The organism is Blautia intestinihominis (assembly GCF_040096655.1).
GTDB lineage: Bacteria > Bacillota > Clostridia > Lachnospirales > Lachnospiraceae > Blautia_A > Blautia_A intestinihominis.
The window spans coordinates 76983-92050 of record NZ_JBBMEI010000001.1; the positions used below are offsets into that span (position 1 = coordinate 76983).

Annotated in this window: 13 protein-coding genes; all 13 read right to left on the reverse strand. The window is 46.7% G+C overall.

What is annotated here, in order from left to right; genetic code table 11:
• Positions 1-109: 109 nt before the first annotated feature.
• Positions 110-994: a site-specific tyrosine recombinase XerD gene (xerD, locus tag WMO75_RS00295; RefSeq protein WP_118698994.1), complete on the reverse strand. Its 885-nt coding sequence runs from the start codon at positions 992-994 to the stop codon at positions 110-112.
• Positions 995-1225: 231 nt separating this feature from the next.
• The gene (locus WMO75_RS00300; RefSeq protein ID WP_022214969.1) at positions 1226-1819 is read right to left on the reverse strand and encodes a stage II sporulation protein M; all 594 of its coding nucleotides are present in this window, start codon (positions 1817-1819) and stop codon (positions 1226-1228) included.
• A gap of 111 nt (positions 1820-1930) precedes the next feature.
• On the reverse strand, positions 1931-3490 hold the full coding sequence (gene rny, locus WMO75_RS00305; RefSeq protein ID WP_022214968.1) for a ribonuclease Y: 1560 nt from the start codon (positions 3488-3490) through the stop codon (positions 1931-1933).
• Between the two features lie 117 nt (positions 3491-3607).
• Positions 3608-4108, reverse strand: coding sequence for a regulatory protein RecX (locus WMO75_RS00310; RefSeq protein WP_022214967.1), 501 nt, complete (start codon positions 4106-4108; stop codon positions 3608-3610).
• An 8-nt stretch (positions 4109-4116) separates the two neighbouring features.
• Entirely contained in the window at positions 4117-5178 is a 1062-nt protein-coding gene (gene recA, locus WMO75_RS00315; protein ID WP_022214966.1) for a recombinase RecA, read from the reverse strand.
• A gap of 277 nt (positions 5179-5455) precedes the next feature.
• Entirely contained in the window at positions 5456-6904 is a 1449-nt protein-coding gene (glgA, locus tag WMO75_RS00320; protein ID WP_022214965.1) for a glycogen synthase GlgA, read from the reverse strand.
• A gap of 94 nt (positions 6905-6998) precedes the next feature.
• Positions 6999-7808, reverse strand: coding sequence for a sporulation transcription factor Spo0A (gene spo0A, locus WMO75_RS00325; protein ID WP_302247390.1), 810 nt, complete (start codon positions 7806-7808; stop codon positions 6999-7001).
• A 206-nt stretch (positions 7809-8014) separates the two neighbouring features.
• The gene (gene spoIVB, locus WMO75_RS00330) at positions 8015-9241 is read right to left on the reverse strand and encodes a SpoIVB peptidase (RefSeq protein ID WP_022214963.1); all 1227 of its coding nucleotides are present in this window, start codon (positions 9239-9241) and stop codon (positions 8015-8017) included.
• A 103-nt stretch (positions 9242-9344) separates the two neighbouring features.
• The gene (gene recN, locus WMO75_RS00335; protein ID WP_118251937.1) at positions 9345-11036 is read right to left on the reverse strand and encodes a DNA repair protein RecN; all 1692 of its coding nucleotides are present in this window, start codon (positions 11034-11036) and stop codon (positions 9345-9347) included.
• Positions 11030-11485 (reverse strand): arginine repressor, encoded by a 456-nt coding sequence (gene argR, locus WMO75_RS00340; RefSeq protein ID WP_022214961.1) that lies wholly within the window; start codon positions 11483-11485, stop codon positions 11030-11032. Before argR ends, recN begins: the two co-directional genes overlap by 7 nt.
• 18 nt (positions 11486-11503) lie before the next feature.
• A complete protein-coding gene (locus WMO75_RS00345; protein ID WP_022214960.1) occupies positions 11504-12364 on the reverse strand; it encodes an NAD(+)/NADH kinase in 861 nt (286 codons plus the stop codon).
• 25 nt (positions 12365-12389) lie between these two features.
• Positions 12390-13199 (reverse strand): TlyA family RNA methyltransferase, encoded by an 810-nt coding sequence (locus WMO75_RS00350; RefSeq protein WP_022214959.1) that lies wholly within the window; start codon positions 13197-13199, stop codon positions 12390-12392.
• Positions 13196-15058, reverse strand: coding sequence for a 1-deoxy-D-xylulose-5-phosphate synthase (gene dxs / locus WMO75_RS00355; protein ID WP_349077465.1), 1863 nt, complete (start codon positions 15056-15058; stop codon positions 13196-13198). The genes WMO75_RS00350 and dxs overlap by 4 nt, the downstream gene beginning before the upstream one ends.
• Between the last annotated feature and the right edge of the window lie 10 nt (positions 15059-15068).

The window sequence follows — 15068 nt, forward strand, 5'->3', positions numbered from 1 at the left end:
GCAGTAACTTTTGAAATAGTAATTTATGATGCAAAAACCCCGCAGTACAGAACCGTGATATTCTGTACTGCGGGGTTCTTATTTCATTGCTTTGTTGTCTATTTTAATTTCAGTGTCTCGGATGTGCCTTCATATAGACATCGCGCATTTTTGCCACATTCATCCCAAGATAGATCTGCGTGGATGAAATATCGGAATGACCGAGCATTTCCTGCACGCTCTTGATGTCTGCTCCATTCTGAAGCATATGTACTGCAAAGGAATGCCGGAGTGTATGCGGCGTGATATCACGGTAAATGCCTGCCGCCTCTGCATATCCCTTGAGGACTTTCCAGAATCCCTGACGGCTCATGGATCTGCCGGAACAGTTGGTGAACAGGGATTTCTCATTCTTGTTCTTGACGAAATAATCCCGTCCGTGCTCCATATATTCTGCAAGTGCTCTCTTGCTGACGTTTCCGATCGGGATGATCCTCTCCTTATCCGTATCATGACAGATAACATACCCAAACTGCAGATTCAGATCGGACACCTGCAGATGGATCAGTTCACTTACACGCATGCCTGTCGCATAGAGGAGTTCCAGCATCGCACTGTCGCGAAGTCCCTTCGCTGTATTGATATTTGGCTGCTTCAGGAGACGGTCCACTTCCTGAACGGATAAGATCTCCGGCATCTTCTTCTCTACCTTGGGCGGTTTCAGTTCTTCGGACGGATCTGCTGTAACCCTGCCTTCCTTGAAAAGATACTGAAAAAGTGCACGGATGGACGCAATATTCCTGGAAATCGTGGAAGATGCCAGATTCTCAGACTTAAGTTCGCTTAAGTAGCCCTTGAGATCCAGACTTGTCACTTCTGCGAAATCATGAATATTCTGTCCGTCCAGATAACGGATCAGTTTCTTTAAATCCCTCTGATATGAAATTTCTGTATTATTTGATGTATTCTTTGTCGTATGTAAATACGCAATAAATTCCGCGAGTGTTCTTTCCATTTCTTTTATTTCCTGCCTAACCCTGTACCATGTCTGTCCAACAGGAGGATAATCCTGTCGATTCTTGTTATATATCTGATGTACCATGATTATACTTGCTATTTTACATAAAATCAAACCATTTTTTCGCGAAATTTAACGTAAAATCAATGTTTTTGACGATTTATACAAAATGTCGTTCCGATTATGGTAAACCATACTATATATTGTATTTTTGAAAATATTAATTTTTTATAACACTTTTTTTACCAGCCATTCCAGGATAAATGGATTGCAGTATGCTTCTGTTATCATCCCTCCCAGATACAGGATACCGCACAGAAAAACACGTAAAAAGTACCTGGAGACGCCCCCGGTAAGCATTCCCCTGTTCTTCCAGATCCTCATTGACTGTTCATAACTCTGCCTGTAAAGATAAAAAATACACGGAATATACAACAGATACTGTGGAAACAAAAGTCCCACACCGACCATCCCTCCCTGAAATCCAAACTGCAGAACAGACATGGTAAGCAGAAGCCCTATTTTAATTCCAAGATACATACTGCCTGCGACAGCAAACGGTACTCCAAAAACAGAGATTCCACAGGCTGCCCCGAGGAGATAAACACTTCCTCTCATCCCCAGCACTTGCAGAAAGTACTCCACTCCTGCTTCACTTCCTGCTGCAAAACTCCTGAGAAGGTACATTGCAGAGATCGTCTTCTGATGCCATTCCATCTTCCACGCGATATCCGGCAGGATCATCCCAATAAGGAAGCCTGCCATAAACAGGATCTGCACCGGGCATCCTGTATTCCTGTGCCAGTTCGGAATTTTTTTCATAGCTTCACCCTGTACCAGTCTACGGATCCCGGACAGGAATTAGAACAAAAAAAAGAGTGCGACACTTTATGTATCACACTCTTTGTAAGTATTTCTATAATCCAGAATTGATTACTTCGCGTAATCTACAGCTCTGCTCTCTCGGATGACATTTACCTTAATCTGTCCCGGATATTCCAGTTCAGCTTCAATCTGTTTGGCAATGTCTCTTGCCAGCAGAACCATATCTGCGTCTGTCACGTGTTCCGGTACTACCATAACACGGATTTCTCTGCCCGCCTGTATAGCAAAGGACTTGTCTACACCCTTGAATTCGTTGGTGATATCTTCCAGCTGTTTCAAACGGTTTGTGTAGGTCTCAAGTGTCTCTCTTCTTGCGCCCGGTCTTGCTGCTGAAATTGCATCGGCAGCCTGAACGATACATGCGATAAGAGATTCCGGTTCAACATCTCCATGATGTGATGCAACTGTATTGATAACAATCGGAGATTCTTTGTATTTCTTACAAAGATCCACACCAATCTGGATATGAGAGCCCTCAACTTCATGGTCAATAGATTTACCAATATCATGAAGCAGTCCGGCACGCTTCGCCATACGTACGTCTACACCGATCTCTCCTGCAAGAATTCCGGAAAGCTGTGCTACTTCGATAGAATGCTTCAGTGCATTCTGTCCATAGCTTGAACGGAATTTCATGCGTCCAAGGAGTTTGAGAAGTTCCGGATGGATACCATGAACGCCAACATCCATTGCTGCGTTCTCACCATCCTCACGGATCTGTGCTTCTACTTCTCTCTGTGCTTTCTCTACCATCTCTTCGATTCTTGCCGGATGGATACGTCCATCAACGATCAGTTTCTCCAGAGCAACTCTGGCGATCTCACGGCGGATCGGATCAAAGGCAGATAAAACAACTGCTTCCGGAGTATCGTCAATGATAAGATCTACACCGGTCAGTGTTTCAAGGGTACGGATGTTACGTCCCTCACGTCCGATGATTCTTCCCTTCATTTCATCACTTGGAAGCTGTACTACTGAAATTGTGGTTTCAGCCACATGATCTACTGCACATTTCTGAATGGCATTGACCACGTATTCCTTAGCCTTTTTGTCTGCTTCGTCTTTTGCCTTGTGTTCTAATTCCTTGTAGAGTCTGGCTACGTCTACCTTGACATCATCTTCTACACTTCTGAGCAACTCGTCTTTTGCCTGGTCGGAGGTCAGACCGGAAATTCTTTCCAGTTCCTGTACTCCTTTTTGTTCAAGTTCTTCTACTTTCTTTTCTCGTTTTTGTAACTCAGCAATCTTTGCTGTGCACTCAGCCTCACGCTTCTCAACTACATCAGCTTTCTTATCAACGGATTCCTCCTTTGATAATACACGCCTTTCGTATTTTTGCAGTTCGTTTCTACGTTCCTTGGTTTCCTTCTCCAGTTCGTTTTTCGTTCTGAGAGATTCTTCCTTTACTTCCAATAATGCTTCTCGCTTTTTTGTTTCAGCAGCTTTTAAAGCTTCATCTATGATGCTTCTTGCTCTGTCTTCTGCTGTGCCAACAATTTCAGCGTCCTTCTGAGTTTTATTGTTAACAGCAACCTTGCAAGTAACAGGAACCGCAATAAGCAGTGCGACCACTACAGCGACAATTGCAACAATAATTGTGCTTGCCACAGGAGCACCTCCTTATTTAGTTTTCATTGTACAAATACAGGTACCGTCCATGCTGTGAACAGTAACCAAATACAACAATACAAGTTTAGCGGTTTTTAGGAATTATGTCAAGTTTTTCTATCCATTTGTTTGAATATTTTTACATAATGTAATGTGCAGTTCTTCCAGTGCAGAGGTGATCTCACCCTGCCTGAATCCTCTTCTTGCAAAGTATCCCAGAAGACGGCGCATCTGCCGTTCATCAATTTCTGTATCCGGCGGATATTTCTTCTCGATCTGGCTCAGAAGAAGTGCGTGTTCGTCAGGGGCTTCAAGTTCCTCTGCTTCCTCCCAGGCAGACTGGATCGTCTGTCTGTCCACCCCCTTCTGCTGAAGTTCCTGAAAAATCTTCTGGCGGCTCTTGTCATGTATCCGGTACATGATGTAATTGAATGCATACCTCTCATCATTAATATAGCCAAACTCTCTCACATAGGAGACGGCATCCTCTGCTGCTTCCTCCGAAAAACCAGCCTGGCGGAGACGGTCTGTAAGTCCCCGCTCCGTCCTGTCCATATGTTCCAGAAGACGGAGGGCCTTCCTGCGTGCCTGCTGCTGTTCCTGATAATAGTCTGTCATGGTACTGCTTATTCTTCCTCAGTCTCAGCCGATGCTGCTGCCTTGTCTGCTTCCTTAGCGGCATTCTCTTCCTCCGGGAGCAGGTGGTACTGGATCCTTACCTGCTTCTCGATCTCATCGCAGATCTCCGGATGATCCTTAAGATAGATCTTGACATTCTCACGTCCCTGACCGATCCGCTCACCGTTGTAAGAGTACCATGCGCCGCTCTTATTGACTACGTTGCACTCTGCTGCAAGATCCAGGATCTCACCCTCTCTGGAGATACCTGTACCAAACATGATATCAAATTCTGCCTGCTTGAATGGCGGTGCAACCTTGTTCTTGACTACCTTGACCTTGGTATGGTTGCCGACCATCTCACCGCCCTGCTTGAGAGTCTCAGTCCTTCTGACATCCATACGGACAGATGCATAGAACTTAAGAGCACGTCCACCTGTGGTGGTCTCCGGGTTACCAAACATAACACCGACCTTCTCACGAAGCTGGTTGATAAAGATGACCACGCAGTTGGATCTGCTGATCGCAGCTGTGAGCTTCCTGAGTGCCTGTGACATCAGTCGTGCATGAAGACCTACATGGCTGTCTCCCATGTCTCCCTCGATCTCAGCCTTCGGAACAAGGGCTGCAACAGAGTCAACGATCACGATGTCCACGGCTCCGGAACGTACCATGGTCTCTGTGATCTCAAGTGCCTGCTCGCCGTTATCCGGCTGGGAAATATAAAGGTTATCAATATCTACACCGATATTCTTGGCATAGACCGGATCAAGTGCATGCTCTGCATCAATAAATCCTGCGATCCCGCCGCGCTTCTGAACCTCTGCAACCATGTGAAGTGCAACGGTTGTCTTACCACTGGATTCCGGTCCGTAGATCTCGACGATACGTCCCTTCGGAACGCCGCCTACACCGAGTGCGATATCCAATCCAAGAGATCCTGTCGGAATCGCCTCTACCTGCATATGTGCACTGGAATCTCCCAGTTTCATTACCGAGCCCTTGCCATACTGCTTCTCGATATGTCCAAGTGCCGCCTCCAGTGCCTTCTGTTTCTCTTCGTTTATCATACCTGTGGATCTCCTTTTTTCTAAATTTCAACTCACTACCTCATGCATAGGTAGACAAAAGATTATTCAAAATAGAATCTGATTATGAAAATATGGTTCATGCGAACTTATGTTTCACAAACCTATGTTCGTTTTTCTTCTTATATGCTATTATAAATCCCCTCTGATGTCAAGGAAAACTTTTCGCCAAAATCTCTGTTTTTTCGATTCCGGAAAGAAAAAGGGGATACCGTTTTATCTGGTATCCCCCGAAAAATCTGCCTTATCTAAATAGAATTTATTTGTCTCCGATCAGCCAGTTGTACATCTCTTCGTACTGTTTTGCAGAATGATTCCATGAGAAGTCTGCTGCCATCGCACGGTCGACCATCTTGTTCCACTCGCGTTTGTTGTCGTAGAAGACACGCTCTGCATTACGTACAGTTGCAAGCATTTCATGTGCATTGTAGTTTGTGAAGCTGAATCCTGTTCCTGTTCCTTCGAACTCGTTGTACGGCTCTACAGTGTCCTTAAGTCCGCCTGTCTCACGAACGATCGGAAGTGTTCCATAGCGGAGGCTCATAAGCTGGCTGAGGCCGCATGGCTCGAACAGTGACGGCATAAGGAATGCATCAGAAGCCGCATAGATACGATGGGACAGCGGCTCATCATAGTAGATCTGTGCAGATACCTTGCCGTGATATTTCCAGTCGAAGTGACGGAACATATTCTCATAACGCTCTTCACCTGTTCCAAGAACAACGATCTGCACTGCATCCTGGCAGAGTTCATCCATCACATAGGCGATCAGGTCAAAGCCCTTCTGGTCTGTCAGACGGGAAACGATACCAATGAGCATTGCATTCGGATCCTCATTGAGTCCGAGATCACGCTGGAGCTGGATCTTGTTTTTGACTTTTTCTTTGCGGAAGTTCTTTGCGTTGTATTTCTGGGTGATACAGGCATCTGTCTCCGGATTGAATACATCGTAATCAATTCCATTAACGATACCACGGAGATCATGAGATCTCGCACAGAGAAGTCCATCCAGACGCTCTCCATAGAATGGTGTCTTGATCTCCTCTGCATAAGTGTTACTTACTGTTGTTACTGCATCTGCAAAGACGATACCGCCCTTTAAGAAGTTTGCATCCTTGTAAGCCTCCAGTTTGTCCGGTGCAAAATAGTAATCGGAAAGTCCTGTGATTCCCCGAACGGTCTTGACATCCCATACACCCTGGAATTTGAGGTTATGGATCGTCATAACAGTCTTGATGCCCCAGAAGAATTCATTCTGCTGGAAAGAGTCATGCAGATAAACCGGTACAAGACCTGTCTGCCAGTCATGACAGTGGATCACATCCGGACGGAAGTTGATGACCGGAAGCACAGAGAGGACTGCTTTGGAGAAGAATGCAAATTTCTCCAGATCCCAAGGTGCGCTGTCGTATGGTTTCGGTCCACTGAAGTAGTATTCATTGTCAATGAAGTAGAACTGGATTCCATCATACTCCATATGCATGATTCCTACATAACAGTTCTTATATCCCAGATCCATATAAAAATGGGTGATATATTCCATTTTGTCTTTCCATTCCTGCTTCATGCAGGCGTATTTCGGCAGAATAACTCGCACATCAAAGTAACGCTTGTCAAAGCATTTCGGAAGTGCTCCTGCTACATCGGCAAGTCCTCCTGTCTTTATAAACGGCACTGCCTCTGATGTTGCAAATAAAATATTTTTCATCTGTGATTGCCCTCCTTGCTTCCATTTCTATAAAAGCTGTACAGATATCTCAGTCCTGAAACGGCTTTTTTGTTTATTATACCCTAAAAAGTACTTATTGGAAAGAGCGATTTTTATATTCCAGACGAATTTTGTCCGCAATCAGGGCAATGAACTCAGAATTTGTCGGTTTACCCTTGCCCGTACTTACTGTATAGCCAAACAGAGCATCTATCGTATCCATCTTGCCGCGGCTCCACGCCACCTCGATCGCATGGCGGATCGCACGTTCGACACGGCTTGGCGTTGTCTGGTGTTTCTTGGCGATCGTCGGATAGAGGACTTTGGTGATCGAATTGAGCATTTCGATGTCATTTACTGCCAGGATGATCGCATCTCTTAAGTACTGATAACCTTTGATATGTGCCGGAACACCGATCTCATGGATGATATTTGTGACATCTGTCTCCAGGTTTCTTGTTCCGTATGCGCCCGGTTCTTCTCTCGCAACACTCGGACGGACATTTTCGCGGATCCTGCGGTCGCTTCTTCGTCTCAGGTTCTTAATGCGGTTCAGAAGGACCTGCTTGTCAAAAGGCTTCAGCATATAATATTCTGCGCCAAGGCTGAAAGCGTCCTCTGTGATCCGTTCCTGTCCAACCGCTGATACGACGATAAACGCCGGCGTTTTCTTGAGCATATGATCGTGCTGACAGTTTTCCATGACAGTAAGCCCGTCCATCTTCGGCATGATGATGTCAAGAACGACAACATCCGGTTCTCTTTCTTTTATGATATTACAGATTTCTTCTCCGTTGTGTGCTTTACCTACCAGGGTGAGGTCTTTGTCTTCTTCGATCATACGACCAAGTATTTCTACCATTTTTTCGTTATCGTCTGCGATTGCTACATTTAACTTTTCCATGAGGCCCGTTTCCTCCTAACCTTACTGCCACTTATCAAATATTTTATGTGCTGACAGGAAATATTATAGAGTAAACTTCCCTGCGAAATCAAGCCGAAACAGGGAGAAACACTGAACTTTCGTTCACTTTAAATCTACCTGTTTCGACTTTTATTATCACCAGAAATCCTTTATTTTGGTTTTTCGGCGGCATTCTCTGTGACTTTTTATGCGGCTCGTTCCTGCACGTTTTCTTCATTCTCCAGCATAGTCTCCGCAAATATTCCATAGCCGCTTGTAGAATCCTGTACAAATACGTGGGTGACTGCCCCGGCAAATTTCCCGTTCTGGATCACCGGGCTTCCACTCATTCCCTGTACGATCCCTCCTGTTTTTTCAAGCAGATCCGGATCAATCACACGGATCACAAAACTCTTGTTTGTATCCTCGTGGTTGAGGTCGATCTTCACGATCTCCGCATCGTATGCGGACACACTTCCATCCACACAGCATAGGATCTTGGCCGGTCCTGTTTCCAGTTCCTGTTTGTAGGCAACCGTCATCTTTGTCATTGCGATCTTGTCCGCCAAGCCGGTAAATTCACCATAAATGCCATTCTCCGTATTCTTTTGTATCGTCCCGATCACCCTGTCAGGATCATAGCGGATCAGTCCGGCAAGCTCCCCCGGGCTTCCGTTGCTTCCCTTCTGGATCCCAAGGATCTCTGCCTGGTACAGAGCGCCTTTTTCTATCTTGAGGAGATCTCCTGTATCCACATCGCTGATCCCATGTCCCAGTGCACCATAACTGCCGTTTTCATCAACAAAAGTGATCGTCCCTATACCCTGTGTATTATCTCTGACCCAGATTCCAAGTTTATAAGAGCCCTGCATATCTTTTACCGGAGTAAGTGAGAGCGGAATGATCCTGTCATTTCGAAGCACCTCCAGTTCTACACTTTCTCCATTGAGATTCCTGATATCCTCGATCAGATCTTTTTTGGAACGGATGGTCTGTGAGTCAAAAGCTACGATATAGTCTCCTGGTTTTACAACGTCTTTCGCCGGTTCTTCTGTCGTACCTTCTTCAGACAGGATCTCGCCGGTATCAATGATAAGTACGCCGTCTGTTTCCATGTAAATGCCCGCGGTGCTTCCGCTGACATAAACCGATGGGCTGACGGACGGTGTGACCTTGATCTCTTTGAACGGAATCACTCCGAGAATGCTGCATTTCAGCGTATAACTGCCCTCGCCGGAAACGGAGACTGAATCCTCAAAGGTCAGAAGCGGATGCTCCAGAACCTTTTGAACCTGACTTTCCTGGTCTTCTTCGACATGGAGTTCATCCGGAATCCTCCGGTCCAGATAACGATACCCAAGGCACAGCATTGCAATGAGATCAAGCCCCAGACACCAGAGGATCAGCTTTCTGTACCGTTTTTTTGTATTCACTCTGTCACATCCTTTCTTTTGTGATTATTTCTGCATCAAAAAGCAATAAAAAAGAGAAGAGATCTCTTTCGGATCTTCCTCTCTTATTATGCTGTAATTCGTTTTATTTGAGTCTTGTATTTTTATGTACCTGTGCCAATTCTTTCATTTCTTTTGCATTCTGGTACACAGCCTGTGTGATCTCTGCACCGCCGAGAAGTCTCGCGAGTTCCTGGATGGAATCCTCACCTTCAAGCGGATGGATCTCCGTGATCGTCTCCGTACCCCTCTGGTGCTTCTCTATCTCAAAATGCGTGTCCGCCATCGCAGCGATCTGTGGCAGATGTGTGATGCAGAGTACCTGATGATGTCTTCCTATGACAGACATCTTCTCTGAAACCTTCTGTGCTGTCCTTCCGCTGATACCAGTGTCGATCTCGTCAAAGATCAGTGTCTCGATCTGGTCTCTGTCTGCAAGGATCGCCTTGATCGCCAGCATGATCCTGGAAAGCTCACCACCGGATACGATTCTTCCAAGCGGTTTCACAGACTCTCCTGGGTTTGTCGAAATTTCGTATTCAATGTCGTCAAATCCGCCTGCTGTATATTCTTCTTTGCGTTTAAAATCAATCCTGAACTGCACGTCCAGGAAATTGAGATCTTTGAGACCTTCGATGATCTTGTCGGTAAGTGTCTTACTGTATTTTTGCCTGATCTCTGAAAGTGCATACGAAACTTCTTCAAGTTTTTTCTGGGATTTCAAAAGATTTTCTCTGGCTTCCTGGAAAAGTTCCTCATATCTGTCAAGATCTGACAGTTTCTGCTTCTGGCGTTCACCATATTTCTGGATCTCTTCTATGCTCTGACCGTATTTTGCCTTGAGATTATTAATAAGATCCAGACGCTTCTCTGTCTCAAAAAAAGTCTCATCATCAAAATTCAGATCCTCCACATAGGAAGAAAGCTCTCTGTTGAAATCATTCAGAAGGCTGTCCACTTCCTGAAGAGTCCCTGACATGGATTCCAGCTGGCTGTCGAATTCTGTCACTCTGGTCAGTTCTCTCACTGCCATTCCGACAGAGTCTCCTGCACCCTGTGCGGAATCATATCCGGTCAGGTCACGGACACTCTGGAGTGTCTCGAGGATCTTCTTGCCATTGTTTAATTTACGGTAAAGAGTTTCCAGCTCTTCGTCCTCTCCCGGGCGAAGCTGTGCTGTCTCGATCTCGTTGATCTCAAATTCCAGGAAAGCTCTCTCCCTGTTTCTCTGTTCCTCATCTGTATCGAGTTTCTTAAGTTCCTGCATGCATTTGCGGTATGCTCTGTATGCCTCCTGGACTTTGTCCCTTGCAGGATAGATCTCGTCCTTGCCGTATGCATCCAGGATCTCAAGCTGCTTGTCCTGGTACAGAAGAGACTGGTGCTCATGCTGTCCGTGGATATCAAGAAGGCAGGAAGCTGCCGCCTTCATCTGGCTTACCGTGCAGGTTTCGCCGTTGATCTTGTTGATGCTCCTGCCGTCCATCAGTTTACGTGTTAGAAGGATCTGTCCGTCCTCCAGTTCTACTCCAAGTTCCCCAAGAGCTTCCTCTGCACGCGGATTCTCCACCTGGAACAGTAATTCTACAAGTGCATAGGATGCTCCTGCCCGGATCATATCCCGGGTGCTTCTGCCGCCCAGGATCAGCTGCATCGAACCAAGAAGGATCGACTTACCTGCACCTGTCTCACCGGTGAGGATATTCAGCCCCGGACCAAATTCTACTTCAATATCTTCAATCAGTGCGAGATTCTTCACATGAAGATGTACTAACATAATTTCAAGATTCCTTTCAGTTTCCTTGCCGCAGTCTGTGCCTGTTCTCCATCCCGAGCCACGCACATCACAGTGTCATCCCCTGCGATGCTGCCCAGGATCTCTTTCCATTTCAGTGCATCCAGTGCTGCCGCCACCCCCATCGCCATGCCCGGAACCGTCCGGATCACGATCATATTCTGACCTACGTCAATCGATGTGAGTGCATCGTGGAGCACTCTTGTATATTTGTCGCCCAGTTCCGCGGAAGAACCTGAGAGGATCGCATAATGCGATTTCCCGTCTTTTCCTGCGACCTTTGTCATCTTGAGTGCACGGATATCTCTGGAAACGGTAGCCTGAGTTACTTTGAACCCGGCTTCATTGAGCCGTGCTGCCAGTTCCTCCTGTGTGTCTATATCGTACTGACGGATCAGTTCTATTATTTTTTCATGTCTTGCTACCTTCACATCCAACCTCCATTACACTTAACTGTCGCGCATTTTCTGGCGAAGTACTTCAACAAAACTTAAATGATTTAACTTGAGTATTTTTGTGCTTACAGCTGCTTTCTCTATCACAATCCTGTCTCCCGTTACCATCGGGATCACTGTATCTCCATCAAAAGAAGCCACACCGTATTCCTGAACCTGTCGTCTGCCCTCACCGATCTCCACCGTGATCACATCTTCCGCCGGAAAGATAATACTTCTTGTATTCAGCGTATGTGGCGCGATCGGAGTCATCAGTGTCATGGAACCATTCGGTGCCACGATAGGGCCTCCACAGGAAAGGCTGTATCCTGTCGACCCTGTCGGTGTCGAAATGATGATACCATCTGCATTATAGGAATTCAGGTACACATCATTGACATAGTTCTTGAAGCGGACAACTCGAAGATGTCCGTCCCTGCCGATCACGATGTCATTGAGAGCCACATCCCTGCCTATGATCTTACCATCTCTCCAGACAGTTCCCGTAAGCATCATTCTCTCCTCGATCTCGTAATCGTCCTCCATCAGCTTGTCAAGTGCACTGTAAACAGACTGTTTGTCCACTTCTGCAAGAAATCCCAGTGTTCCAAGGTTGACACCAAGCATCGGGATCTCTCTGTGTACAACATCTCTCGCCGCCTGAAGAAGTGTACCGTCACCGCCGAGAACAAGGATACATTCTGTGTCCTCCGGTATCAGTGCAGGATTGGTGTAATGATACGCACCTTCCTGCTTGCGCTCCGCCTGCTGTACCATGCACTTCCTGCCATTTGCCTTCAGATATTCTACGATCTGGCCTGTGAATTCAAGGTCTTTGTCCTTGTCACTGTTGGTAATGATATAAAATTTATCCATCCCTCAATTCTGCCTTCCCCGGTCATCAGTCGAGCTGACCGTGCGCTTCCTGCACCACCGCCTCCGGTGATACTTCCAGTGCGGATTCGCAGATCGTGCCTTCCGGTCTTTTCCTGAGATGAAGCAGATATTCGATATTTCCCTCTGGTCCCTTGATCGGAGAGAAAGAAAGATGCTGCGGCTCCAGCGCGATCGACATCGCATAAGCCATGACTTTCTCAATGACCTCGAGATGGACTGCCGGATCACGGACTACGCCCTTCTTGCCGACCTTTTCCCTGCCGGCTTCGAACTGCGGTTTGATCAGACAGACGATCTCTCCATCCTCTGTCAGAAGATTTCTTACCGGAAGCAGGACCTTGGTCAGAGAAATAAAGGAAACATCAATGGAAGAAAACTGCGGTGCTTCCTGAATATCCTCCGGAACCACATAACGGATGTTTGTTTTTTCCATGCAGACAACTCTCGGGTCGTTGCGCAGACCCCAGTCAAGCTGACCATAGCCTACATCGATAGAATATACCTTGACTGCCCCGTTCTGAAGCATGCAGTCGGTAAAACCACCCGTGGAAGCCCCTACGTCCATGCTGACCTTGCCTTCCAGGGAAACGCCGAAATTGTTCATGGCTTTCTCGAGTTTCAGACCGCCGCGGCTTACATATGGAAGTGTGTTTCCGCGCACTTCGATCTTTACTGTTTCCTGGAACATGGTTCCTGCTTTGTCTTCTTTCTGTCCGTTTACATATACATCTCCGGACATGATATATGCTTTTGCTTTTTCTCTGGAAGGTGCAAGTGCACGCTCAACCATCAAAAGATCCAGTCTTTTTTTCATTGCTGCTCCTCATATTTCTCTATTGCATCGAGAATGTCCGGTGCTGACAGACCGATCTTTGCCCGCAGGCTTCCGACTTCTCCATGCTCTACAAAACGGTTCCAGATCGCGATCGGAAGAACACGTACTTCCGGATGACAGGCTTCCATATAGGCTGCCACATGTTCGCCGAATCCGCCGTTTTTGACATTTTCTTCTACTGTTACGATTAATTTGTGATCTCTGGAAAGTTCATCCAGAAGCGCAGTATCCAGTGGTTTGACAAATCTTGCATTGACAAACGTCGGCCTTCTGCCACGCTCCTTAAGTTCACGACAGACCTGTTCACAGATCTCAGTCATGCTTCCTACGGAAATGACTGCCAGATCTTCGCCTCTGTACAGGACTTCACTTCTGCCATACTGGATCGGGCTTTCGAATTCTTCAAGTCCCAGATATGCGCCGCCTCTCGGGTAGCGGATCGCAACCGGTCCACTGGCGCAGACTGCAAACTCCAGCATTTTCCTGAGTTCCCATGCATTCTTTGGTGCCATCACGGTCATGTTTGGCATCATCGTGAGATAAGAAAGGTCGAAACATCCCTGATGTGTCTCTCCGTCCGCACCGACAAGACCCGCGCGGTCAATGGCAAAGATCACATGAAGATTCTGCATACAGACATCATGCATCATCTGATCCACTGCTCTCTGCAGGAAGGAAGAATAGATCGCCACAACCGGAATCATCCCGCCAAGTGCCAGTCCTGCTGCAAAAGAAACAGCATGCTCCTCTGCGATTCCCACATCAAACAGTCTGTCAGGATATTTCTTCTCAAATCTGACAAGTCCGGTTCCTTCTTTCATGGCTGCAGTGATGCCGACCAGTCTGTCATGTTCTTCACCGAGATTCACCATCGCATCCGCAAAAACATCCGTATAGGTCGGTCCTTTTTTCTGCGATAATGCTTTCCCTGTTTTGATGTCAAACGGTCCTGTTCCATGGAACTGATCCGGATGCTTCCGTGCCGGTTCGTATCCTCTGCCCTTCTCTGTCAGGACATGAACGATCACTGGTCCCTCAACTCTCTTCGCCTCATTAAAAAGGCGCATCATCTGGCGCATATCGTGTCCGTCCACCGGTCCCAGATATGTGATCCCCATGTTTTCAAAAAGCATTCCCGGGATGATGAGCTGCTTGATGCTGCTCTTGGTCTTGCGCATCGTATCTACCAGTGCAGTTCCGACACGTGGTATCTTCTTGAGATTTTTGGTCACATTGATCTTCATTCCCGTGTAGGATTCCGCTGTCCGGAGTGCACTTAAGTAGGAAGACATCCCGCCTACGTTCTTGGAAATGGACATATTGTTGTCATTCAGGACAATAATGAAATTTGTCTTAAGTTCCGCGGCATTATTTAGTGCCTCATATGCCATTCCGCCAGTAAGCGCACCATCTCCGATCACTGAGACCACACGGTAATTCTGTCCCAGAAGATCCCTTGCCCGCACATATCCCAGACCTGCTGAGATAGAGTTCGAACTGTGTCCTGCATCAAATGCATCACAGTCACTCTCGCTTCGCTTGGGAAAACCACTCATGCCGCCTTCCTTGCGAAGTTTCTTAAAACCCTCTTTCCTTCCGGTAAGGATCTTGTGGGTATATGCCTGATGGCCTACATCCCAGACGATCTTATCCTGCGGAAGTTCCAGTACATTATGGAGTGCCAGTGTCAGTTCCACTGCCCCCAGATTGGATGCCAGATGACCTCCTGTCTGGCTTACAGATTCGATCAGGAACTGACGGATCTCCTCTGCAAGCTGTGGAAAATCTGCTAAAGCTATTTTGTGTATATCATTTGGCTTATTGATCTTTTCCAACATCCTTTGTATC

Bases quoted from the DNA above. Each gene is read 5' to 3' on its own strand.
- spo0A (WP_302247390.1), bottom strand. From the start codon at position 7,808: ATGGAAAAGTTAAATGTAGCAATCGCAGACGATAACGAAAAAATGGTA.
- recN (WP_118251937.1), bottom strand. From the start codon at position 11,036: ATGTTAGTACATCTTCATGTGAAGAATCTCGCACTGATTGAAGATATT.
- glgA (WP_022214965.1), bottom strand. From the start codon at position 6,904: ATGAAAAATATTTTATTTGCAACATCAGAGGCAGTGCCGTTTATAAAG.
- recA (WP_022214966.1), bottom strand. From the start codon at position 5,178: ATGATAAACGAAGAGAAACAGAAGGCACTGGAGGCGGCACTTGGACAT.
- WMO75_RS00350 (WP_022214959.1), bottom strand. From the start codon at position 13,199: ATGAAAAAAAGACTGGATCTTTTGATGGTTGAGCGTGCACTTGCACCT.
- WMO75_RS00345 (WP_022214960.1), bottom strand. From the start codon at position 12,364: ATGGATAAATTTTATATCATTACCAACAGTGACAAGGACAAAGACCTT.
- WMO75_RS00300 (WP_022214969.1), bottom strand. From the start codon at position 1,819: ATGAAAAAAATTCCGAACTGGCACAGGAATACAGGATGCCCGGTGCAG.
- WMO75_RS00310 (WP_022214967.1), bottom strand. From the start codon at position 4,108: ATGACAGACTATTATCAGGAACAGCAGCAGGCACGCAGGAAGGCCCTC.
- dxs (WP_349077465.1), bottom strand. From the start codon at position 15,058: ATGTTGGAAAAGATCAATAAGCCAAATGATATACACAAAATAGCTTTA.
- xerD (WP_118698994.1), bottom strand. From the start codon at position 994: ATGGAAAGAACACTCGCGGAATTTATTGCGTATTTACATACGACAAAG.